19 protein-coding genes are annotated in these 23,645 nt (G+C 60.4%); 11 read left to right on the top strand and 8 right to left on the bottom strand.

What is annotated here, in order from left to right:
* The first annotated feature begins 20 nt into the window (after window positions 1-20).
* Window positions 21-1,514 carry an HAL/PAL/TAL family ammonia-lyase gene (locus PY308_RS04010; protein WP_275788426.1) on the top strand — a complete coding sequence of 498 codons (1,494 nt, stop codon included), beginning with the start codon at window positions 21-23 and terminating at the stop codon, window positions 1,512-1,514.
* Between the two features lie 106 nt (window positions 1,515-1,620).
* On the opposite strand, the gene PY308_RS04005 is transcribed toward PY308_RS04010, so the two are convergent.
* Complete coding sequence (locus PY308_RS04005) at window positions 1,621-2,193, bottom strand: HutD/Ves family protein (RefSeq protein ID WP_275791011.1); 573 nt, start codon at window positions 2,191-2,193, stop codon at window positions 1,621-1,623.
* Window positions 2,194-2,282: 89 nt separating this feature from the next.
* On the opposite strand from PY308_RS04005, the gene PY308_RS04000 reads away from it, so the two are divergent.
* Complete coding sequence (locus PY308_RS04000) at window positions 2,283-2,546, top strand: type II toxin-antitoxin system Phd/YefM family antitoxin (RefSeq protein WP_275788423.1); 264 nt, start codon at window positions 2,283-2,285, stop codon at window positions 2,544-2,546.
* On the top strand, window positions 2,546-2,932 hold the full coding sequence (locus PY308_RS03995) for a type II toxin-antitoxin system VapC family toxin (RefSeq protein ID WP_275788420.1): 387 nt from the start codon (window positions 2,546-2,548) through the stop codon (window positions 2,930-2,932). The genes PY308_RS04000 and PY308_RS03995 overlap by 1 nt, the downstream gene beginning before the upstream one ends.
* A gap of 3 nt (window positions 2,933-2,935) precedes the next feature.
* On the opposite strand, the gene hutU is transcribed toward PY308_RS03995, so the two are convergent.
* From hutU to hutI, 4 genes are read right to left on the bottom strand one after another with little or no spacing between them, the layout of a single operon-like run.
* Entirely contained in the window at window positions 2,936-4,609 is a 1,674-nt protein-coding gene (hutU, locus tag PY308_RS03990; protein ID WP_275788417.1) for a urocanate hydratase, read from the bottom strand.
* A 14-nt stretch (window positions 4,610-4,623) separates the two neighbouring features.
* Complete coding sequence (hutG, locus tag PY308_RS03985) at window positions 4,624-5,424, bottom strand: N-formylglutamate deformylase (protein WP_275788414.1); 801 nt, start codon at window positions 5,422-5,424, stop codon at window positions 4,624-4,626.
* Window positions 5,425-6,960 (bottom strand): histidine ammonia-lyase, encoded by a 1,536-nt coding sequence (hutH, locus tag PY308_RS03980; RefSeq protein ID WP_275788411.1) that lies wholly within the window; start codon window positions 6,958-6,960, stop codon window positions 5,425-5,427.
* A 51-nt stretch (window positions 6,961-7,011) separates the two neighbouring features.
* On the bottom strand, window positions 7,012-8,262 hold the full coding sequence (gene hutI, locus PY308_RS03975) for an imidazolonepropionase (RefSeq protein WP_275788409.1): 1,251 nt from the start codon (window positions 8,260-8,262) through the stop codon (window positions 7,012-7,014).
* Between the two features lie 100 nt (window positions 8,263-8,362).
* On the opposite strand from hutI, the gene PY308_RS03970 reads away from it, so the two are divergent.
* Together PY308_RS03970 and hutC are read left to right on the top strand one after the other, a co-directional pair.
* Complete coding sequence (locus tag PY308_RS03970) at window positions 8,363-9,718, top strand: formimidoylglutamate deiminase (protein ID WP_275788406.1); 1,356 nt, start codon at window positions 8,363-8,365, stop codon at window positions 9,716-9,718.
* A 148-nt stretch (window positions 9,719-9,866) separates the two neighbouring features.
* Window positions 9,867-10,574, top strand: coding sequence for a histidine utilization transcriptional repressor HutC (hutC, locus tag PY308_RS03965; RefSeq protein WP_275791010.1), 708 nt, complete (start codon window positions 9,867-9,869; stop codon window positions 10,572-10,574).
* A gap of 36 nt (window positions 10,575-10,610) precedes the next feature.
* On the opposite strand, the gene PY308_RS03960 is transcribed toward hutC, so the two are convergent.
* On the bottom strand, window positions 10,611-11,114 hold the full coding sequence (locus PY308_RS03960) for a CAP domain-containing protein (protein ID WP_275788403.1): 504 nt from the start codon (window positions 11,112-11,114) through the stop codon (window positions 10,611-10,613).
* 1 nt (window position 11,115) lies between these two features.
* Complete coding sequence (locus PY308_RS03955; protein WP_275791009.1) at window positions 11,116-11,382, bottom strand: DUF6460 domain-containing protein; 267 nt, start codon at window positions 11,380-11,382, stop codon at window positions 11,116-11,118.
* Between the two features lie 148 nt (window positions 11,383-11,530).
* Between PY308_RS03955 and PY308_RS03950 the strand changes: the two genes are divergently transcribed.
* The 5 genes from PY308_RS03950 to PY308_RS03930 all read left to right on the top strand — a co-directional run bounded on the left by PY308_RS03950 (window position 11,531) and on the right by PY308_RS03930 (window position 20,636).
* A complete protein-coding gene (locus PY308_RS03950) occupies window positions 11,531-12,475 on the top strand; it encodes a class I SAM-dependent DNA methyltransferase (RefSeq protein WP_275788400.1) in 945 nt (314 codons plus the stop codon).
* A gap of 201 nt (window positions 12,476-12,676) precedes the next feature.
* Window positions 12,677-13,309 carry a YitT family protein gene (locus PY308_RS03945; protein ID WP_275788397.1) on the top strand — a complete coding sequence of 211 codons (633 nt, stop codon included), beginning with the start codon at window positions 12,677-12,679 and terminating at the stop codon, window positions 13,307-13,309.
* Window positions 13,310-13,496: 187 nt separating this feature from the next.
* Window positions 13,497-14,744, top strand: coding sequence for a glycosyltransferase (locus tag PY308_RS03940; RefSeq protein ID WP_275788394.1), 1,248 nt, complete (start codon window positions 13,497-13,499; stop codon window positions 14,742-14,744).
* 336 nt (window positions 14,745-15,080) lie between these two features.
* Window positions 15,081-17,348 (top strand): beta strand repeat-containing protein, encoded by a 2,268-nt coding sequence (locus tag PY308_RS03935; RefSeq protein WP_275788390.1) that lies wholly within the window; start codon window positions 15,081-15,083, stop codon window positions 17,346-17,348.
* A 210-nt stretch (window positions 17,349-17,558) separates the two neighbouring features.
* Complete coding sequence (locus PY308_RS03930; RefSeq protein ID WP_275788387.1) at window positions 17,559-20,636, top strand: beta strand repeat-containing protein; 3,078 nt, start codon at window positions 17,559-17,561, stop codon at window positions 20,634-20,636.
* Between the two features lie 78 nt (window positions 20,637-20,714).
* On the opposite strand, the gene PY308_RS03925 is transcribed toward PY308_RS03930, so the two are convergent.
* A complete protein-coding gene (locus PY308_RS03925; protein ID WP_275788385.1) occupies window positions 20,715-20,918 on the bottom strand; it encodes a hypothetical protein in 204 nt (67 codons plus the stop codon).
* Between the two features lie 165 nt (window positions 20,919-21,083).
* On the opposite strand from PY308_RS03925, the gene PY308_RS03920 reads away from it, so the two are divergent.
* Window positions 21,084-23,630, top strand: a complete 2,547-nt coding sequence (locus PY308_RS03920) for a ligase-associated DNA damage response DEXH box helicase (protein ID WP_275788382.1) — start codon at window positions 21,084-21,086, stop codon at window positions 23,628-23,630.
* The last annotated feature ends 15 nt before the right edge of the window (window positions 23,631-23,645 follow it).

Here is a 23,645-nt window from a genome sequence, read left to right as displayed (position 1 = left end):
GGCATTTCGGGGAACGGACTGTGCAGGATATCGTAATCGGGACGGCGCTGGATTGGCGCGGGGTGGCGGCAGTGGCCGAAGGGGCGGCATTATCCCTGTCGGATGCGGCACAGCATCGGGTGGAAACCGCAAGCCAGATCATAGCGGCAATCGTTCAAAGCGGCGTGCGGGCCTATGGCGTCAATACCGGGGTCGGCGCGCTGGCGGACACGGTGGTGGACCGCCCCTCGCAAAGCCGGTTGTCGCGCAACATCGTGCTCAGCCACGCCTGCGGCGTCGGCCCGCTGCTGGACTGTCGAGAGGTGCGCGCGATTATCGCAGCGCAGATCGTCAATTTTTCGCATGGCCATTCCGGGGTACGCCCGGCAATCGTGCAGGCGCTTCAGGCCCTGCTTCGCGAAGACTGCATTCCCGATGTGCCATCGAAAGGCTCGGCCGGCTATCTCACCCACAATGCCCATATCGCCCTCGTGCTGATCGGTGAGGGATCCGCGAAGCTCGGCGGCAAGGCCGTGACCGGCGTGGAGGCCCTTGGAGCAATCGGTATTGAGCCTTTGACACTGGCGGCGAAGGAGGGGCTCAGCCTCGTCAACGGGACAGCCTGCGCCACGGGGCTGGGATCGGTCGCGCTCGCGCGCGCCGAGCAGCTTCTGGAATGGGCCGATGCAACCGCGGCGCTGACCTTTGAAGCGCTCGGAGGCCAGATCGCGGCCTTTGCCGCGGATGTGCTCGCCTTGCGAAAATCTGAAGGGATCAGGACGTCCGGAGAAAGCTTGCGGCGGCGTCTGGCCGGCAGCGGGCTCATTGCGGCGGCAAAAGACGCCCGCACGCAGGATGCGCTCAGTCTTCGGGCCGTGCCGCATGTGCATGGCGCGGGATGGGACATGTTCGCGTATGCCGGCACCGTCGTGGACCGTGAGCTGGCGTCCGTTACCGATAACCCAGCCGTTTCCGGGACTCCCGACACCCCGGTCGTATCATCCGAGGCACATGCCGTTGCACCGGCGCTCGGCCAGGCGCTGGATGCCATGACCGTTGCGATCGCACAGATCTCGGCCATGAGCGAACGTCGGATCGACCGGCTCATCAATCCGCTGGTGAGCGGGCTGCCGGCCTTCCTGGCCGTCGATCCGGGCGCCGGTTCCGGCTTCATGATTGCGCAATATACCGCTGCAGCGCTTGCCGCCGAAAATCGGCGCCTTGGCGCGCCGGCAAGCCTCGATGGCGGCATCACCTCCGCGCTGCAGGAGGATTTTCTCGGGCATCCGACGGCCGCCGCCAACAAGCTGCTCGCGGTGATCGACAATGCCGAACAAATCCTCGGCATTGAACTGGCCGCAGCGGTTCAGGCGCATGATTTCAGGGCGTCCGTTGCCGAACGGGCTGCTGGCACCGATCTCCTCTACCGGCTTGTTCGTGCAGCGCTGCCCCCCTATGCCGACGACCGCCCCCTCGGCAAGGATCTGGAGCGTGCGCGCGATCTCATCCGCGCCTGCCAGCCGCCAGCTGTTTGACGATGCCAGCAATGAAACGGAGCATGACCGCCCGTTTCGATGTCGCCGTTATCGGCCTTGGTGTCATGGTAAGCGCTGCGCGAGCCACTTCCTATTCTTGAAGGATTTATAGCGGAACGGCCGCAATGCGGATGAGATAAGCCCCGGCAGGCATGTCGGAGGTTATCTGGGCGACACCGTCGAGACATGCACAATCGAGCCGGCCAAGTTCTTCCCCATGATGATCGCTTTGGATGCGCAGATTTCCGAGCGCGAGCAGCATCGTGATACCGCCTTCGGCGTCCAGGCGATGCTGGCCTTCGAAGGTCCGGTGTTCAACCTGATGTGCCCATTGTCCGCGCCGCGTCATGACGTTGAGGTCCGTGATGGTGCCTGCGACCAGCCGGGCGGATGTTGCGACGTCCGCCGGAAAGGCCAGAGGTGCGGAGGCCTGCGTCAGCGTAAGCGGCTGCCGCCCTTCGATCGTCAGTTCCATGCCTTCGCCATTGAGGATCGAAAGCGTCCGGTCTATGCCGGCAAAAATGGAAAAGGGACCGTCGCTGGCAACCGTCGCCATGCTGATCCGCCAGCCGAAGCCGGCAAGATCGGCTTCGGGCGGAAACACCGCAATCTCCGCGGTCTCGCCGGCGCCATTCTTCCAAGGCATGCGGCGGTAGTCTCCGGCTCTCAGCACATGCAGTCGGCGGGGGGTTGGCGATTGGTCGTCGTGCATTGTAAACCTCGGCAGAATAGACTAAGTTCAGTGGACTAAGTCCGAAGGAGGACGATATGGAAACGGTCAACATTCACGAAGCCAAGACGCATCTGTCCCGCCTGATGGAAAAAGTGTCGAAGGGTGAATCCTTCATTATCGCCAAGGCCGGCAAGCCGATCGGTAAGCTGGTGCCGCTGGATCAGGCGGATACACCGAAGAAGCGCCGGATTGGCTTCATGGATGGCGAATTTACTGTCCCGGAAGATTTCGACACCATGATGCAGGATGAAATCGAGGAGATGTTCTACGGTAATCCCGATAAGTTCAAAGATCGATAATGAGGCTGCTCGTTGATACCCATATCCTGCTTTGGATGACGGGTTTTTCACGCCGCCTTCCGATGGCGGCTCGGGAATTGATCGAAAGTTCTGACAATATCATTTTCTTCTCGACGGTCAGCATTTGGGAAGTGGCGATCAAAACCGGTCGTGGATATGCGGATTTCACGATCGATCCGGAGCGTCTCCGCAGCAATCTTTTGGCCAACAGCTATGTTGAGTTGCCATTGCTTGGCGAGCATGCAGTCCGGCTCAAGGAGCTACCCGATATTCACAAGGACCCATTCGATCGCATTCTCATTGCGCAGGCGATTTCAGAAGGGGCATCCCTTCTCACGTCTGATAAGACCGTCGCAAAGTACGGCGGCCTTATCCGGTTGGTCTAAAACTTAATTTCCCAAAATACCCGGCAATCTCAGCCCTTTTTCCTTTGCGCAATCGACCGCGGTCTCATAACCCGCATCGGCATGACGCATGACGCCGGTCGCCGGGTCGTTCCAGAGAACGCGCTCGAGGCGGCGGGCCGCATCGTCGGTGCCATCGGCGCAGATGACGACGCCGGAATGCTGCGAAAAGCCCATGCCGACGCCGCCGCCATGGTGCAGCGACACCCAAGTGGCACCCGAGGCGGTGTTGAGCAGCGCATTGAGCAGTGGCCAGTCGGACACGGCGTCCGAGCCATCCTTCATTGCTTCCGTCTCGCGGTTCGGCGAAGCGACGGAACCGGAGTCCAGATGGTCGCGGCCGATGACGACGGGTGCGCTCAGTTCGCCCGTCCTGACCATTTCGTTGAAGGCAAGGCCGAGCCGGTGGCGATCACCGAGACCGACCCAGCAAATGCGTGCCGGCAAGCCCTGAAAGGCGATACGCTCGGCGGCCATGTCGAGCCAGTTGTGCAGGTGCTTGTTGCCCGGGGTCAGTTCCTTGACCTTGGCATCGGTCTTGCGGATATCCTCGGGATCGCCCGAAAGAGCCGCCCAGCGGAACGGGCCGATGCCACGGCAGAACAGCGGGCGGATATAGGCCGGCACGAACCCGGGAAACGCGAAAGCGTTTTCGAGGCCTTCGTCCTTGGCGACCTGACGGATATTGTTGCCGTAATCGAAGGTCGGGATCCCCCTGTCCTGGAAGGCGATCATCGCTTCGACATGCTCGCGCATCGAGGCGCGGGCCGCTTTTTCAACGGCCTTCGGATCGCTTTCGCGCTTTTCCTTCCATTCAGCCATCGTCCAGCCCTTCGGCAGGTAGCCGTTGATCGGGTCGTGAGCGGAGGTCTGATCGGTGACCATGTCAGGACGAATGCCGCGGCGGACCATTTCCGGCAGGATGTCTGCGCAGTTGCCGAGTAGGCCGACCGACTTGGCTTCGCCGGCGGCGGTCCAGCGTTCGATCATCTCCATGGCTTCATCAAGCGTTTCGGCACGCGCATCGACATAGCGGGTGCGCAGGCGAAAATCGATCGAGTCGGGATTGCACTCGACGGCAAGGCAGCAGGCGCCGGCCATGACGGCTGCGAGCGGCTGGGCGCCGCCCATGCCGCCGAGGCCGCCGGTCAGAACCCATTTGCCCGTGAGGTCGCCGTTATAGTGCTGGCGGCCGGCCTCGACGAAGGTTTCGTAGGTGCCCTGCACGATGCCCTGCGAACCGATATAGATCCACGAGCCGGCGGTCATCTGGCCGTACATCGCAAGGCCTTTCTTATCCAGCTCGTTGAAATGGTCCCAGGTCGCCCAATGCGGCACCAGGTTGGAATTGGCGATCAGAACCCGCGGCGCATCCTTGTGGGTGCGGAACACGCCGACCGGCTTGCCCGACTGCACCATCAAGGTTTCGTCTTCGTTGAGGTCGCGCAGCGTCTCGACAATCTTGTCGAAATCGGCCCAGGTGCGAGCGGCGCGGCCGATGCCGCCATAGACCACCAGTTCATGCGGGTTCTCGGCCACTTCGGGATCGAGATTGTTCATCAGCATGCGAAGCGGCGCTTCGGTCATCCAGGATTTTGCCGTCAGTTCGGTGCCACGTGCGGCGCGGACGTCGCGGATATTGTGACGAGGATTGGTCATTTAGTCCCCCTTTTCTAATTTTTCAGTGTCAGCGCAGCCGTCTCGATGCGCGTGAGAATGTCTTTGAGATGCGTGCGAAGACTGGCCGCCTTGGCTTCGTCGTAGGCGAAGGGCGGCGTTTCCGTGGTCAGGTGCGTGGATTGCGCCAGTTCCATCTGGATCGCGTGCACACCGCTTTCGGGCCGACCGTAATGGCGTGTCGTCCAGCCCCCCTTGAAGCGGCCGTTGAGAATGCTGGTGTAACCCCGCGCCGTGAGGACAACATCGACAGCGGCTTTCTCGACGGCGGGGTCGCAGGTTCTGCCCATATCGTTGCCGATGTTGAAATCCGGCAGGATACCTTCGAACAGGAATGGAATGTCCGAGCGGATGGAGTGGCAATCGTAGAGCACTGCAATGCCGTGGATTGCCTTCACACGCTCGATTTCGGCTGCAAGTGCCACATGGTAGGGCGCATGGAAATCGGCAAGCCGTGCGGCGATATCGACCGCTGTGGGCTCCTCGCCATCCTTCCAGACGGGAACGCCGTCGAAATCGGTTTTGGGAACGAGCCCCGTCGTGTTCTGGCCCGGATAGAGGCTTACGCCTTCAGGGTCGCGATTGGCATCGATAACGTAGCGATGGAACGTGGCGCGCACCGTCGTCACATCAGGCAGCAGACCATCATAAAGCCGATGGATATGCCAGTCTGTGTCGGCGAGGACGCGGCCATTGTCGTTCAGCCTCTCCCAGATCGCCGCTGGAACGTCGGTGCCGGTGTGAGGAAAGCCGAGAATGACGGGGGAGGTACCCTGTTTGACTTCAAAAACGCTCATTCAAGCCTCCAGAACCGGCAGGATGCCGGCTGATACTGCAGCATTCAGCGCGCCCGAGCTGACGAGGGCGCTCGCCGCCTTCAGATCGTTCGCCATGTAGCGATCGACTTCGAGTGTCGGCACCACCGCGCGGATCGCTGAAATAGCCTTGTCCAGTTCCGGGCTGGTGACGAGCGGGCTGCGGAAATCGATGCCCTGGGCTGCCGTCACCGCCTCGATGCCGATGATGGCAAACAGGTTGTCGGTCATGGCAAGCAGGCGGCGGGCGCCGTGGCAAGCCATGGAAACATGGTCTTCCTGGTTGGCGGAAGTCGGCGTGGAATCGACGGAGGCCGGGTGTGACATCTGCTTGTTTTCCGACATCAGCGCCGCGGACGTGACTTCGGCGATCATCAGACCGGAATTGAGGCCCGGCGTCTTGGCGAGGAACGCCGGCAGGCCGTAGGAGAGGGCCGGATCGACCAGCAATGCGATGCGGCGCTGGGAAATGGCGCCGATCTCACAGATGGCGAGCGCGATCTGGTCTGCGGCAAAGGCAACGGGCTCAGCGTGAAAATTGCCGCCGGAAACGACGGAATTATCCGAGAGAACCAGCGGATTGTCTGTGACCGCATTGGCTTCGATTTCGAGCGTGCGGGCGACCGAACGCAGGAGGTCGAGGCAGGCGCCATCGACCTGCGGCTGGCAGCGGATGCAATAGGGATCCTGAACCCGCTCGTCTCCCTCGATATGGCTTTCGCGGATCACCGATCCCTTGAGAAGCTCCCGTAACGCTGACGCCGCATCGATCTGCCCCCTGTGGCCGCGCAGGGTGTGGATATCGGGGTGAAACGGTGCCGACGAGCCCATGGCGGCATCGGTCGAGAGCGCACCGGTGATCAGCGCCGACTGGGCAGCGCGGTGGGCGCGAAACAGGCCTGCCAGCGCCAGGGCGGTCGAAACCTGCGTGCCATTGATCAACGCCAGTCCTTCCTTCGCCGCGAGAGTGACGGGCGACAGGCCAGCGCGCTCCAGGGCCGTGCGGCCGGCAACCTTATCGCCGTTGAAGAAGGCCTCGCCCTCCCCCATCATCACGGCTGCCATATGGGCAAGCGGCGCGAGATCGCCGGACGCACCGACCGATCCCTTTTCCGGGATGACCGGGATGACGCTCTTTTCGAGCATACCCTCGATCAGGCGTACCAGTTCAAGCCGGGTGCCGGATGCGCCCCGCCCAAGCGAGATGAGCTTCAGCGCCATGATAAGGCGGACGATGTTTTCAGCCAGCGGCTGGCCGACGCCGCAGCAATGGGAGAGGATCAGATTGCGCTGCAGGGTAGCAACGTCGGCGGCATCGATCCTGATGCTCGCCAGTTTGCCGAAACCGGTATTGATGCCGTAGACCGGCGCATTGCCGGCTGCAATCTCGGCGATGCGGGCAGCAGCCTTCTCTATGCCCTTGTCGAAGGCCGAATCGAGCCGGGCGGGCTCGCCGGTCCAGTAGATGGTCTCAAGCGTCGAAAGCGGGACGGATCCCGGCTGAAGAACGAGGGTCATAAATCAGTCCTCACCAAATGCGCGGAGCAAGGCTCACGCGTCTTAAAAATGTCAATGTCCGTTGCGGACGCGCGCATGCAGCGGGTTCAAACCCATGCGGTAGACGAGTTCGGCCGGCCGCTCGATGTTCCAGATCGCGAAATCCGCCCATTTTCCCGGCTCCAGCGTCCCCACTTCATCAACGAGACCAAGCGCCCGCGCCGCCTCACGCGTCACTCCGGCGATGCATTCCGTAACGGTCATGCCGAACAGGGTGGCTGCCATGTTCATCGTCAGAAGCAACGATGTCAGCGGCGAGGTGCCGGGATTGTTGTCGGTGGCTATAGCCATGGCAACGCCGGCCTTGCGAAACAGCTCGATCGGCGGCTTTTTCGTCTCACGGATGAAATAGAAGGCACCGGGCAGGATAACGGCGACAGTGCCGCTCGCAGCCATGGCCGCAGCACCCGCTTCGTCGGTATATTCGAGATGATCCGCCGACAATGCGCCATATTCGGCGGCAAGGGCCGCGCCGTGCAGATTGGAGAGTTGGTCGGCGTGCAGCTTCACGGGCAGGCCATGGGCCTTTGCCGCGTCGAAGACCAACCGCATCTCGTCGGTTGAAAAGGCAATGCCCTCGCAGAAACCATCGACCGCATCGGCCAATCCCTGCGCCGCGATGGCGGGCAGCATCTCGCCCGCGACCTTGGCGATATAGCCGGCCTGGTCGCCCTTGAATTCGACCGGAAGGGCGTGAGCGCCGAGAAAGGTGGTGCGGACAGCCACGTCGCGCGCTTCGCCCAGACGGCGCGCCGCGCGCAAGGCCTTCGTTTCGTTCTCGAGGTCGAGACCGTAACCCGATTTGACCTCGACCGTGGTGACACCCTCGGCCATCAGTGCATCGAGCCGGGGAAGTGTTTGGCGCACGAGCTCATCTTCGCTGGCTTGGCGCAGCGCGCGAACCGAGGACATGATGCCGCCGCCGGCGCGTGCAACCTCTTCATAGGTTGCACCCGCAAGCCGCATCTCGAATTCGTTGGCGCGATCTCCGGCGTGGACCAGATGCGTGTGGCAGTCGATCAGGCCCGGCGTGATCCAGCGGCCGCCGCAGTCGATGATTTCGGCGGCGCCTTCGATGGGAAACGGCAATCCGGCTTCGCTTCCGGCGTAAAGAATCCGGCCGTCCTCGACGGCGATGACGCCGCTCTCGACAAGGCCGAGCCCAGGCAATGCAGGGTTGAGGGTCGCAAGCCGCGCGTTCCGCCAGAGGCGGTCGCAGGCAGCCGGCCCGGCGCTGTCGGCGTTCGATTTTATGGAAGACATCGAATTCCAGCCTTTCCTTTTCGTGCCATTATGTATAGACATAAAGAAAGTGAGCGCAAGTGATTTTTTTGCGTGACGGCAGCCAGGAAGGGATGAGGCCTTGACCAGCATTCATGTGAAATCGGCTCTGACACCGGCGGGTTGGCAGCGCGATGTGCGGGTAACGCTCGCGGCCGGGCTGATCTCGACCATTGAGACCGGAGTATCGGCGCAGCCGGACGACGAACGTCATGACATTCTGGTTTCGGGCATGCCGAATTTGCACAGCCACGCCTTTCAGCGGGGCATGGCGGGCCTTGCCGAGGTGCGCGGGCCGGCTGCCGACAGTTTTTGGAGCTGGCGCACCGTCATGTATCGCTTCGCCCTGTCGATGACACCGGATCATGTCGAGGCTGTCGCAAGTCAACTCTACATGGAGATGCTGGAAAACGGCTTTTCCCGCGTTGGCGAGTTTCATTATCTGCATCACGACATTGACGGGCGTCCCTACGCAGATATTTCCGAGATGGCGCAGCGCATCGCCGCAGCGGCCTCAGAGACGGGTATCGGCCTGACGCTGCTGCCGGTGTTCTATGCGCATTCCAGCTTCGGCGGCGCCCAGCCAAATGACGGCCAGCGCCGGTTCATCAACGGCACCGATAGTTTCGCGCGCCTGCTCGAGGGCTGCCGCGCTGCTGTCAAGGGACTTGCGGACGGAAAGGTCGGCGTGGCGCCGCATAGCCTGCGGGCGGTGACGCCGGATGAGTTGTCCGCTGTCGTCGCGATGGCAAAGGGCGGGCCGGTCCATATTCACGTGGCCGAGCAGGTCAAGGAAGTGGAGGACTGCATCGCCTGGTCCGGCGCCCGGCCGGTGCAATGGCTGCTCGACAATGCTGGCCTCGATAGCCGGTGGTGCCTGATCCATGCGACGCATATGACCGACGACGAGACCTGCCGCATGGCACAGGCCGGCGCAATTGCCGGGCTCTGCCCGGTAACGGAGGCCAACCTGGGAGATGGCACCTTCAACGCACTGGTTTTCCGCCAATCCGGCGGCAAGTTCGGCATTGGCTCGGACTCGAATATCCTGATCGGCATTCCCGATGAACTTCGGCAGCTGGAATATTCGCAGCGCCTGCTGCACCGTTCGCGCAACGTCCTGGCCGCGGCAGGTCAGTCGACCGGCCGGGCTCTGTTCGACGGCGCAATTGAAGGCGGCAGTATCGCGCTCGGTTCCAGGACGACGCCGTCGCCTTCGACGATTGCCGTCGGCCAGCCCGCGGATATGGTTAGTCTCGCTATACCGGATGGCGGCTTGGACGGCGACGCGGTTCTCGATTCATGGCTTTTTGCCAATGGCACGAAGCCGGATTGCGTCTGGGTCGCAGGACAAAAGCAGGTCGAAGGCGGACGTCATCGGAAACGTGACCAGATATCCACCCGCTTCCGCAGCGTAATGCGCGATCTGGTGGCCTGACGGACCCATATCGGTGCAGGTGTTGATAACCAAGCGGGCGCCAAAATCCGGACAGGATCAGGCAAACTTTCGAGGAATGAGGCGCGTGGTGAAATCGCAGGATATCGGTCCGGGCAATGATCGGCGGATTGCTGCAGGGACAAGCGGCGTGTCGCTGCACCAGCGTATTCTCGGCGACATCGAGGCGCGCATTCTGTCCGGCGAATGGCAACCGGGTTTTCGCATTCCGTTCGAGGTCGATCTCGCCGGGCAGTACCAGTGCTCGCGGATGACCGTCAACAAGGCGCTGACCCAACTGGCAAAGACCGGGCTGATCGAGCGGCGGCGCAGGTCGGGAAGCTACGTCACCCAACCAAGCGCGCAATCCGCCGTGCTTGAAATCCGGGATATCAAGCTCGAAGTGCAATCGCTGGGGCTTCCCTATAGCTACAGCCTTCTGCGCAAGGTTACACGAAAGAGCACCGCTGAGGACCGGACACGGCTTGACCTGCCGGCATCAGTCGCCATTCTCGATCTCAGCTGCCGGCATTTCGCGGGTCGCCACCCCTTTTGCCTGGAACAACGCCTGATTAACCTGAGTGAGGTGCCGGATGCGGAAACGGAGAGTTTCGCGGACATTGCCCCCGGCCCCTGGCTCTTGAACCGTGTCCCCTGGAGCGCCGCCGAACATGTGATCCGGGCGACGGCTGCCACCGGTGATGTGGCGACCGCGCTCGGTGTAGCCATCGGCACCGCCTGCCTGACTGTGGAACGACGCACGTGGAGCAATGGCGCCTATGTCACCCATGTCCGGCTGATCTATCCCGGCGAACGGCATGCTCTGGTCGCCAATTTCACGCCGTCGCAAGCAAGGTAGCGCCCGATCGTGATGCGAACGTCATCGGCTCTGCGCTCAGCCGGTTGACAAGACCATGGCCCAAAAGGGCTGGTTTCCCGAAGCGGGGTTGCGCATCACCGCGACCCCGAGGCCGGTGTAGTTGGAGCCGAGCATATTCTCTAGATGCTTGGGCGAATTGTACCAGGCGAGATAGGCGCGCTCGGCTGTCTCCTGGCCCATGGCGATATTTTCCGCGGCCGGCAGGGCGACGCCGTCGCCCTTCATGCGGGAGAGGAAGCTGTCGCCAAGGCCGATAAGATGGGACATCTTTCCGGCTTTCGCCATGCGGGCGGCCTGCGAGAGGGCAGCCTGCGCTGCCGCCGGATCGCGGGTCAGCGGGTCAAGGCCTCTGTCTTTTCGCAAGGCATTGACATAGCCGAGCGTCGCCTCCGTCTGGTCGCTGCCATCGCCGCTCGGTTTGATTTTCGGTGTGCCGCAACCTGCCAGCAAGCCAAACGGCAGCACAGCGGCGGAACGCAGAAAAGCGCGACGCGACGGGGGCAAGGTCTGCACGCCCATCCTAGCGCCGGTAGCTGAAGATGCGCAGGAGGATGAAGGCCGGCACGACGATCGCAGCACCCAGCAGCAGATAGTCTCCGACACGGCCAAGCGCCGCGAATCCCGAATGCCAGAGATCCAGCACAAAGTCCCTGATGGTGTCGATCACGCCATAGGGCGTCCAGCCGAATACCGCCATGACGAAGCCGACGATGACCGACACCACCAAAAGCTTGACGATCACCCGGCCGGGCGTATCGCCCAAAAATCTGTTCACTCCATCGGCCATGGCCGCATCACTCCTGTTTTGCCTCACATAAAGCCACTCGAGGCCTGCTGCAAGCGGTGACCCGCCGATGCCTGCCGCCAAATCGCCCCTTGCCATTTCAATGCCTGCACGCGAGAAACGGCCAACAGCACCAAGAGGCGCCGACGCGATGAACCTCAACCAGCTCTCCTCCGGCAGCCTGATTGCCGACCGCCGCGCCGAATATGCGCATATGCTCGCCGATGGCGGCGACCATGCAGGCGCTGCAGATCTGATGGCGCAGGCATTGGAGCTTGCCCCCGACTGGGCCGCCGGCTGGTTTCGGCTTTCGGACTATGAGGAGAAATCGGGCCGCAAAGAGGCGGCGGTCGAGGCCCTGCGAAAAGTTCTTGCATTGAACCCGGGCGACATGTTCGGCGCCGGCCTGAAGCTGGCCGTCCTTGGGGCCATGGAAACGCCGGCTGGTCCTTCCAGCCTGTATGTCGCGCAATTGTTCGACGATTATGCCGACCGGTTCGACCGGGCGCTGGTCGAGAAGCTGGATTACACCGTTCCGGAAAAGCTTAGCGAACTCGTCGTTGCGCACAGGGGCGAAAAGCGCTTTTCCTGCGCTGTCGATCTCGGCTGCGGCACGGGTCTGTTCGGCGAGCGCATACGCGCACGAACAGACAGGCTCGAAGGGTTCGATCTCTCGGCGAACATGTTGTCCAAAGCCAGAGACAAGGGCATCTACGATCGGCTTGCCGAAGCGGACCTGTCGCTGCCTCCCGAAAGCTGCGGCCTGTTTGACGGCAACGACAGCAAGAGCCACCGCGCCGACCTTGTCAGCTCAGCCGATGTGCTCATGTATCTGGGCAGTCTCGACGCCGTTTTTGCCATTGCCGAACACCTGTTGTCAGGCGGCGGGCTTTTCGCTTTTTCGGTGGAAGATGCGGGCGAAGCTGGCGAATTCATCCTCCGTCCCTCCTTGCGCTATGCGCATTCGAAAGCCTATGTCGAAAGCCTCTGCAACCGGTTCGGCCTGACGGTTCTCGAAGCAAGGGCCACGATCATTCGCAATGATGGCGGAAAACCGGTCCAAGGCATTCTCTTCCTTGCGATGAAACCCGTCTGAACGATCTTTTCTTGCGAAGATCGAATAGGTCAGCAATGCTTACATATTTTGCTTGATTCAAGCCTTTTGAATCGCGATGATTGATGCGCTGCACCATGGTTTCCGGCTGATGCGCATATCCTTGAAATGCCTCTTTCACTCCCCTCGTCGGTGTCGAACCATCTTCGGCGCGGCGCCTTGCTGCCTTTTGGAGATCCCAACATGAGCCTGATCCATACGCTTGGCCTCTGGAACACCAACGCAGCCCGCCACACGCCTGTCGAGGACGTGCAGGGGGTATTCTCAGGCAGCCTCGTCTCTGCGCTTGGGCTTTATGTGCTGGCCAGCGCCGGGTTGCTCACGGGCAGTACGGCCGGCGTGGCCTTCCTTTTGCATTACGCGTTCGGCATCAATTTCGGCCTCGCATTTTTCCTGCTCAACCTGCCGTTCTTCTATCTCTCGTGGAAACGCCTGGGCATGGCCTTTACCCTGAAGACCTTCATCGCCATCGGCATCACGTCGCTGCTGACAAATCTGCAGGGCCATGTCTTCCAGATCGCCAGTATCCACCCGGCCTGGGCGGCGCTCCTCGGCGGCGTGCTGCTTGGCTATGGTCTGCTGGCGCTCTACCGGCATCGGGCCAGCCTCGGCGGCGTCGGCATTCTCGGCATCTATCTTCAGGAGCGTTTCGGCATTCGCGCCGGTCTCGTCCAGCTTGGCATCGATCTCTGCGTCCTGGCCGTCGCCTTCTTCGTCACCACGCCGCCAGTGGTCTTCTACTCGGTTCTCGGCGCCGTCGTGCTCAATCTCTTCCTCACCATCAACCACCGCGCCGACCGCTATATCGCGCTGTGATCCCCGACCGGGATCGATGCTTGCCGGAGGGCATGCGTGAATCGTCGTGTCCACTGAATAAGCCTGAAAATGCCGCTTGAATCTCGCGGGCTGTCGGATCATCGTGCACATGCGTTGCGATGTGACGCCAACTCAGTCGATCAATATACACTATAAAGATATTCAAGACCGTGATTTTGAGGCGTTCGTGGCAAATATACTGGTCGTTCACCAAAATTACCCTGGGCAGTACAGGGAGATCGTTCCACGGCTTATTCGTTCCGGAGGAAACAAGGTTTCCTTCCTGACCCAGCGGCGCGACGTGACAGCGCCTGAGGATCATTTCGTCGGTGTCTATAAATCCTCGCATATACCCGCGGCAACCGCATGGAAATACTCCACCTGGTATGAAACAGCGCTCGGAAACGCCGTCGGCGCAGCACGAGCCTGCAAATTGCTGAAGGATAATGGCTTCGTCCCTGACATCGTGACCGGCCATGCGAATTGGGGTGAGCTTATCTTCATCCAGGACATCTGGCCGAACGTTCCGATTATCGGCTATTTCGAGTATTACTTCATAGCCGAAGGCGGGCTGGTCGGCTACGACCCCGAATTCCGCGAACCGCCGGACATGGCGCCGCGGCTTTTTGCCAACAATGCCCCCACCTACCTCACCTATGAGCGTTGCATAGCGGGCATCAGCCCGACACAATGGCAGAAAGACACGCATCCGCCTTCGCTGCAGGGCAAGCTGAACGTCATTCACGACGGCATAAGAACGGACCGTCTCATCCCCGATCATCACAGTGATACGAAAATCGAGATCGGCGACACGACATTCGCCCGGGGCGAGGAGATTGTCACCTATATCGCCCGCAATCTCGAACCCGCCCGGGGTTTTCACGTGATGATGCGCGCCTTGCCGCGCCTGCAATCATTGCGTCCCAATGCGCGCGTGGCGATCATCGGGGGTGACGGCGTTTCCTACGGCTCCAAGCTGCCTGCGGGGCAAACATTCCGCGCGCGTCTGGTTGCCGAACTTGGAGACCGCGTGGATTGGTCGAAGGTTCATTTTCTCGGACAGATACCCTACCGGGATCTGATGGCGCTCATCCGCCTGGCAAACTGCCACATCTATCTGACCGCGCCTTTCGTGTTGTCATGGTCGCTGCTGGAAGCGATGGCTTTGCAGAAAACGGTGGTCGCCACCAATGTCGCGCCCGTGCGCGAAGTTATCACGCATGGTTCAACCGGGTTTCTGATCGACTATTTCAAGCCTGAAGACCTCGCCGAACAGGTTGCCGACGTTCTGGCACACCATGACAATTACCGGTCGGTCGGCGTTGCGGCGCGAGAGCTTGTGGTCCGCGACTATGATTTTCACCACAGCCGTTTTCCGCGATGGGCCGCGCTTTTTAACAATTTTCTGCCCGATTCGAAGAAGATAGATATTTGACCTTCTCCGATTGCTGTATTAAAGTCATTTGATATAAGACATATTTTCGAAAGTTGCCGTGGGTTCAAATTTCAAATCTGGCTTTTGAACCATCTCGGATATCGCAGTGCAGAAATATTCACGGGCAAGGAGTCTTGCCCGAAATCCAAATACCGACGAACATAGCGTAATACCGAAATCACGTGTCCTTCCTGTTTGAAACGGCGACCATTTAGTTGCTGCGTGGAGGCGCGACCTTATCTCAGTTTCAGTGATGCGGACGTTATGTCTTGGAGTTGTTACAGGAATTGAGTTCAATAGAAAATGTAGATTCTAACTGTCTTCGGAGGGCTTAACATGACAGTTTTCACAGGTACAAGTGGCGGGGATACCGCCAACGCACCAGGTGGTGTTCTCGTCGGGTTTGCAGGCGGTACGCTGGCGCAATTGCAGGATTTCATAGGCGATACGATCAGTGGCGGTAGCGGCACTGATTTCATCAGTGCCGGCGAAGCGGGCGATCTGATTGAGGGGGGCTTCGACGGCGATACCATTTTCGGCAATGGCGGCAACGACACGATCTACGCCGCTTCGGCTGCAGATCCGAGTGCCTCCGGCGTGGGCGACACGCTCGACGGCGGATCAGGCAGCGACCTGATCTTCGGCTCGGGAGGAGATGACCTGATCTTCGGCGGCTTCTCGACCGACACCGTCAATGGCGGCGGGGGCAACGATACCATCGCCGTGCGCGAAGGTGAATTTATCGACGAAGTCAACGGCGGCGGCGACGTCGACACGCTCGACCTCAGCAATATTACCAGCAGCGGCGGCGCAGCCGTCATCGATCTCGGCGCCGGCACCTGGGACCTTTCCCCAAGCTTTGGCGGACCCGCATCCATCAACAGCGTCGAAATCATCATCGGCACGGAGCTCGGCGATTCCCTGACCACGGGTTTCGGCACGCAGACGCTGAATGGCGGCGGCGGTAATGACACGTTCTTCTTCCTGGAAGGCCGTTTTATCGACGAAGTGAACGGCGGCAGCGGCATCAATACGCTCGATCTCAGCGACATCACAACGAATGGTGGTGGCAGTATCAATCTCGATACCGGCATCTGGGATCTGTCGCCAAGCTACGGCGGACCGGCGCTCATTTCCGGCATCGATGTGGTCATCGGTACGCAGCTTAACGACACGATCACGACGACCTTCGGAACCCAGACCTTGAGCGGCGGCGGCGGCGACGACCTGTTCATCATGCTCGAGGACCGTTTCATCGACGCGGTCGATGGCGGCAGCGGCAGCGATCTGCTCGATTTGAGCAATATCACATCCGATGGCGGCGCCAGTATCAACATGCTGACAGGCACCTGGGATCTGTCGCCGAGCTTCGGCGGACCCGCAGCCATTTCCGGCGTTGAGAAAGTCATCGGCACGCAGCTGGACGACACGATCGTCGGCGACGGCGCTGACAACGTTCTTTCCGGCAGTGCCGGCGTCGATAGCCTCACGGGCGGCGGCGGCAACGACATCTTCGGTGTGGATGTCTTCAACGACAAGGTGATCGAAGCGATCGGCGGCGGCAATGACAGGGTTGTTTCCACAACCAGCTATACGCTTGCCGGCGGCCAGGAAATCGAGATCCTGCAGCTTGCAATCAGCACCGGGACATTGGCGCTCAACGTCACCGGCAACGAGTTTGGCAATGAGCTGATCGGCAATGCCGGCAGCAACACGATCAAAGGTGCCGGCGGCAACGATATCTTGCGCGGCGGCGGTGGCAACGACACCTATGTCGTGACCGATCTCGGCGACACGGTTTTCGAATCGGTCGGGGGCGGCAGCGACACGATCGTGTCCACGGTGAGCTTCGAACTCGCGTCCGGTCAGGAAATCGAGTCTCTGCGTCTGGCCGCATCGACCGGAACCGCAGCGCTCAACCTCAAGGGCAACCAGTTCAACAACGAACTGACCGGCAACTCAGGCATTAACCTGCTGACCGGCGGCGCCGGCAACGACACGATGTCCGGCGGCAACGGCGACGATACCTATGTCGTTTCAGAAGCCGGCGACCTCATTCTCGAGGCTACCGGGAACGGTACGGACACGGTCGTCTCGACCACGTCCTATAGTCTCTCCGTCAATCAGTACGTCGAGGTTCTGCGCCTTGCCGGCTCGACGGGCAATACGGCCTTCAATCTGACCGGCAACAATATCGGGCAGCAATTGCTTGGCAATTCCGGCGCCAATACGTTGAACGGCGGCAATGGCAACGACTCGTTGATCGGCGCCGGCGGCAACGACACCTTCTACTTCAACACGACTTTGAGTGCTGTGAACAATGTCGATACCATCATCGGTTTCGGTAATGCCGTGGGCAACAGCGACGTCATTGCGCTGAAGAACACGATCTTCACACTGCTTCCGGCCGGTGCACTGGCGGCCTCGATGTTCAAGGCCAATGCCACGGGCACCGCAACGGATGCGAACGATTACATCGTCTATAACACGACGACGGGTAAGCTTTCCTATGACAGCAACGGCAACGGCGCCGGCGGATCGACACACTTCGCCACGCTGGATGGACAGCCTTCGCTGACCGCATCGGACTTCCTGATCGTTTAAACACTTCAGGAAAAACATTGATGCTGCAAGAAGGGGGCCGGAATTTCCGGCCCCCTTTGTTTATGAGACCGGCCTGTCACCTCAGTCTCCACCACTTGCTCTACATAACGGATTGATGCAGGATGCAATTTCAAGCTGTGTATCCATGATAAGTTGGCAGCGCTTTGCGTTAAATTTTAGTATAAGCAAATTTTAAAGTGGAGGAACACCATGCCCGCAACGCCTGCCATCTGGCTCGATGAACTGATTATCGACACTGCAAAAAGCGGCTACATAGACGCGCCAGTCATCACTCAGCTGGACGACGGCAATCTTCTTGTTGCCTGGAACGGCAATGCTCAGATCTTCGATCCGTTTGGCAATCTCGTTGGCAGTGAATTCAGTGTCGGCAACCTCACTGTCGATGCGCTGCCGGGCGGTGGATTTCTTTCGTTGAGCGTAGAGTGGACGATGACCGGCATACTTTTCAGGCTGTTCGATACGGCGCCGAACGGCGATCGTATCGATCTGGTCGCCGAGGATTTGCCTTGGGTGGAAGATTCATGGGGATATGACACGGCTGTCGTTGTGGGTTCGGCGACTTCCGCGCTTGTAATGTGGGGCGGAGGATCACCGTCGGCACGGATATACGACAGCACTGCAAACGCATTCACAGGCGCCGCCTTCTCCATATTTGGCTCCAAAACTGTCGACTGGTCAACCGCGACAGTCTTGAAAAATGGCAACTACATTGTCGTCGCCAGTGAAAACGATAATAACGACAACAAGCTTTTCATGAAGGTTCTGGACTCGACCGGGAACGGTGTAGGAGCGGTCACCCTGATAGGTTCCACGACCGGGCATGGAGATGATCTGAACCCCAGTGTGACGGGTCTGGCCGGCGGTGGTTTCGTCGTGGCCTGGCAGAATATAGACACGGACACAGACATCCTCGTGCAGAGCTTCAAAGCCGATGGCACATTGTCGGGCGGCCTCATTGCCATCGGCGAACGCGATAACGACTATTTGGTCGATCCCGCCGTCGTGGCACTGCGCGATGGCGGATTTGTCGTCCTCTACACCGACGGCCGCCACGACATGATCAAGGCGATACGATATTCATCTACCGGGGCCTTGATTGGCTCACAATTGACGATAGCGAGCGGGACCGAAGTAGGAACACCCACCGCCACACTGCTTGCAGATGGTCGCCTGGCCGTGGGCTATAAACTCAGCGGCGGCGAAATTGCCATGTCGATTCTCGATGTTCGAGATGCATTCGATGGTACGGAAGCCGCGACGACTGCAAAATACATTACCGGAACGATCGGCGATGACATCATCATCCGTAAGGGTGGCGCGCAGGTTATCAATGGCTGGGATGGCAATGACACCATTACCGAAGCCGGCAGTGGGTTCAAATATTATGGTGGCAATGGAAACGACACACTGGTCGTGACTTCCGGGATCGATACCGATGTGCATGACGGCGGTGCTGGTATCGATACGATTAATTGGTCTGGAGCCACAATCGCCGACGCAGTCTTTAGGCTCGGTCCCGGAACGGCCACCAACCTATCGACCGGTCTTGTCGAGGTGATGACCGGGTTTGAGAACCTGATCGGGACCAACTATAACGACAGGATCATCGGCACTTTGGGCGCCAATGAACTTCGTGGCAGCGCTGGCGATGACACGATCGACGGCGGCGGCGGTCAGGACAAGCTCTACGGTGACGAGGGCCGCGACACATTCATCATTTCCAGGGCGCAATCGGCATCCGGCATACTGTATGACGGGGGTAACGGCGACGACACGCTGCGTTTCGAAGGCGATGCCTTCGAGTTCGACCTGCGGGACGACACCATCTTGTCGATGGAAAGACTGGTCTTCACCGATCCGGGGATGGGCCAGAAAGGTTTGGTTCAACTCAACGCCGCACAGTTCAGCAGTACCGGCATTGCGATCGCCGCCACAATTGAAGGGACGTCCCTTCCCGACGTCACGGACCAACTCGAAATCACCATGGGGTCAACCATAACCCTGAACCTTTCCACGCTTAGCATGAGCAAGTTCAGCGAGCCGCTTGATCAAGTCCGCATTATTGGCGATGCGGATGCCGAAACCATCACCGGCTCGAGAGTCGATGATCTGATCGAAGGCAATGGCGGCGCGGATATCCTAGACGGTTTTCTGGGGGACGATACCTATCTCGTGACCGACACCGCCGCGAGGGTTCTGGAAGCATCAGGCAGGGGCACCGACACTGTCGTTGCATATTTCGACTACACGCTGGAGGCGGGACAGGAGATCGAAATTCTTCGCCTCGCAGCCGGGACCGGAAACCAGTCTCTCAATCTCACAGGAAATGCGCTGGCAAACGAGCTGATCGGCAACAATGGTGCAAATGCGCTGGATGGCGGCGCCGGCAACGATATCATGCGCGGTATGGGAGGAAACGATGTCTACCGTGTAACCGAAGCCGGCGATACGGTGTTCGAGGCGGCCGGCGGCGGGAGCGACACGGTCGTTGCAACGCTGAGCTACGCGCTTGCGGCCGGTCAGGAGATCGAGGTCCTGCGCCTGGCAGTCGCCACCGGCAGCGCGGCGCTCAATCTGACGGGCAACGCGTTTGCAAACACGCTACTTGGAAATTCCGGCAACAATATTCTCGATGGTGGCGCCGGTAGCGATGCCCTGTATGGCGGGGGCGGCGACGATTTATATTGGGTGGCCAGCGCCGGCGACAAGGTATTCGAGTCGCTGGGTGCCGGCAAGGACACGGTGGTTGCGACGGCCAACTTTGCGCTGACCTCGGGTCAGGAGATCGAAGTGGTGCGTCTTTCCGTTGGAACCGGCACAACCGCGCTGAACCTGACCGGCAACGCCTTCGACCAGACCTTGATCGGCAACACCGGTTCGAATGTTCTGAATGGCGGGCGCGGCAGTGATATACTGGTCGGCGGCGCTGGAAATGATACGTTTCTGTTCAACACCACGCTTGGCACCGCCATCAGTGCGGACAAGAATGTGGACAGGATCGATTTCTCCAGCGAAACCGCAAATGAGGATGTCATTGCGCTGGAGAACACGATCTTCTCGGCACTTTCGGCAGGCGCGCTTTCGGCCTCGATGTTCAGGGCGAATGCCACGGGCACTGCGGCGGACGCCAACGATTACATCGTCTACAACACGACGACCGGCGCTCTCTACTACGATGCCAATGGCAGTGCTGCCGGCGGGGCGACGCAATTTGCCCTGCTCACAGGCAAACCCGCACTCGTTGCAGCCGATTTCATCGTAGTGTAGGCCGGATTTTTGTCTCACAGCTAGGGGTAGCCGCATAAAGTTCTGTGCGGCTACTGTCTGCCGTGCAGACGGGGAGAATTACTCTTCAACATCGTGTTTTTTCAACTGATCAATCGCGCTTATTGCCTCATGGGGGGACCAGCCTGCATCGACGGCGGCCTCTATGAGTTTATGCTCCGCTTCTTCCTCAAGTTTCTGGTATAACGGCTCCAGGGCCTCCTGCACCGTCAGGATATGCTCGTCCGGCGGAATCACGGCTTCTATCGGCGTCGATAAGGGCATGTCCTTGTCCTTCTGATGATCAGTTCAGTTTCCGATCAAGCAAATCAATGCACGAGGCGCACAGAGGGTTCCCAAGGACGTCAAGATTTCCGGCATGAACGGCGATACTGCGCTTTACCAACAGTTGCTCTTCAAATCTGCGCGGTTTGATCTACATTTGTTCGCGTGAACCAGATTGACGCCACCGCCCGAGCCGAAAGTGCTCTTTTCCTTCCCGCTCCCTTCCTGCGCTGGTTCGCGGAAAAGGGCTGGCAGCCGCGCGCGCATCAGCTTGAACTGCTGTCGAGAGTACAGGGTGGCGACAGCATGCTGCTAATCGCACCGACAGGTGCGGGCAAGACGCTGGCCGGGTTCCTTCCTTCGCTGGTGTCCCTGGCAAAGCGGGGTAAGATCCCGCCGGGCTCGCCCTTTACAGGCATCCACACGCTCTATATCTCACCGCTGAAGGCGCTTGCGGTGGATATCGAACGCAACCTGATGAAGCCGGTGGGGGAGATGGGCCTGCCGATCCGCATCGAAAACCGCACCGGCGATACGCCCGCCGGAAAGCGCCAGCGCCAGAAGCTGAACCCGCCCGACATTCTCCTGACCACGCCGGAGCAGCTCGCCCTGCTTCTTTCCAATGGCGAGGCGGAGCGCTTCTTCAAGGACGTGAAATATGTCGTGCTGGACGAATTGCATTCGCTCGTCACGTCCAAGCGCGGCCACATGCTGGCTCTCGGTCTGTCCCGGTTGAGGCGCCTTGCGCCATCCCTTCAGAGCATCGGCCTGTCCGCCACCGTCGCCGACCCGATGGACCTGCAGCGCTGGCTGGCTCCGCAACGAGATGGCGAGGACAACCATGCTGGGCTGATTACCGTCAGCGGCGGCGCGCGACCGGACATCTCCATCCTCTCTACGCAAGAGCGTGTGCCCTGGGCCGGCCACTCGGCAGCCTATGCGATCGGCGATATCTACCGCGCCATAGGCCGGACGAAAACGACGCTGCTTTTTGTCAACACCCGCAGCCAGGCTGAACGGGTGTTTCAGGATCTCTGGACGATCAATGACGACAATCTGCCGATCGCGCTGCATCACGGCTCGCTCGATGTGGGCCAGCGACGCAAGGTCGAGGCCGCCATGGCAGAGAACAGGCTGCGCGCCGTCGTCGCGACCTCGACGCTCGATCTCGGCATAGACTGGGGCGACGTCGACATGGTCATCCATGTCGGCGCGCCGAAGGGCGCCTCGCGTCTTGCCCAGCGCATCGGCCGCGCCAATCACCGCATGGACGAGCCAAGCCGGGCCATTCTCGTCCCCGCCAACCGTTTCGAGGTCATGGAATGCCAGGCCGCCCTCGATGCCAATTATATCGGAGCGCAGGATACGCCGCCGGTCGGCCGCGGGGCGCTCGACGTGCTTGCCCAGCATGTGCTTGGCATGGCCTGCGCCGCGCCCTTCGATCCGCTCGAACTCTATGCCGAAATCACCAGTGCCTCGCCCTATGCGGATCTCAGCTGGGAGACCTTCGAGCGCATCGTTGATTTCGTGGCGACCGGCGGCTATGCGCTGCGCAGCTATGAGCGTTATGCCAAGATCCGCAGGACCGGTGAAGGCTTGTGGCGGGTGTCCAATCCGATGATCGCCCAGCAATATCGCCTCAACGTCGGCACGATCATCGAATCGCCGATGCTGAATGTGCGCATGGTCAGGCACAATGCCCGCGGCACGATCGGCCGTGGCGGCATGGCGCTCGGCAAGGTGGAGGAGTCCTTCCTCGAAATGCTGTCGCAGGGTGATACTTTCCTGTTTTCCGGCAAGGTGCTGCGCTTCGAGGGGATCCGTGAGAACGAATGCCTCGTGTCCCAAGGTTATATGCTGGACCCGAAGGTTCCATCCTATGCCGGGGGCAAGTTTCCGCTGTCCACCTATCTGGCCCAGCAGGTGCGCAAGATGTTGGCCGATCCTGCCCGGCACGCCAGCCTGCCGGAGCAGGTGCGCGACTGGCTCTCGCTGCAGCAGGATCTTTCCATGCTGCCGAAGGAAGACGAACTCCTGATCGAGACCTTTCCGCGCGGCAGCCGGCACTACATGGTGATCTATGCTTTCGAGGGACGGCTTGCCCACCAGACGCTCGGCATGCTGCTGACCCGGCGGCTCGATCGCGCCGGGCTAAAGCCGCTCGGCTTCGTCGCAACCGATTACTCCCTGGCCGTCTGGGGACTGGAGGATCTGGGCGCGGCCTTTGTCAGGGGGCGGCCGACGCTTGCCGACCTGTTCGACGAGGATATGCTTGGCGACGATCTGGAGGCCTGGCTGAACGAAAGCTTCCTGCTTAAGCGCACCTTCCGAAACTGCGCCATCATCGCCGGACTGATCAATCTGCGGCATCCGGGCAAGGAAAAGAGCGGCCGGCAGGTGACCGTCTCGTCCGATCTCATCTACGACGTCCTGCGCAGCCATGAGCCCGATCACATCCTGCTTGAGGCGACCCGCAACGACGCCTCGACGGGGCTTTTGGAAATCGAGCGGCTTGGCGATATGCTGTCGCGAATCAAGGGCCACATCACGCACCGTCCGCTCGACCGCATTTCGCCGCTGGCCGTACCGGTCATGCTGGAAATCGGCAGGGAGACGGTCGGGGGCGAAGCGCAGGATTTCCTGCTTGCCGAAGCCGCCGACGAATTGTTCGACGATGTGATGGGGCGCGACAGCAATTTAAAGGATGTGTGACCGGGGTCCGGGCAT

Source organism: Pararhizobium gei, assembly GCF_029223885.1.
GTDB lineage: Bacteria > Pseudomonadota > Alphaproteobacteria > Rhizobiales > Rhizobiaceae > Pararhizobium > Pararhizobium gei.
The sequence above is the reverse complement of the archived record's forward strand: the minus strand, read 5'-3'. Positions and strand labels throughout refer to the sequence as shown.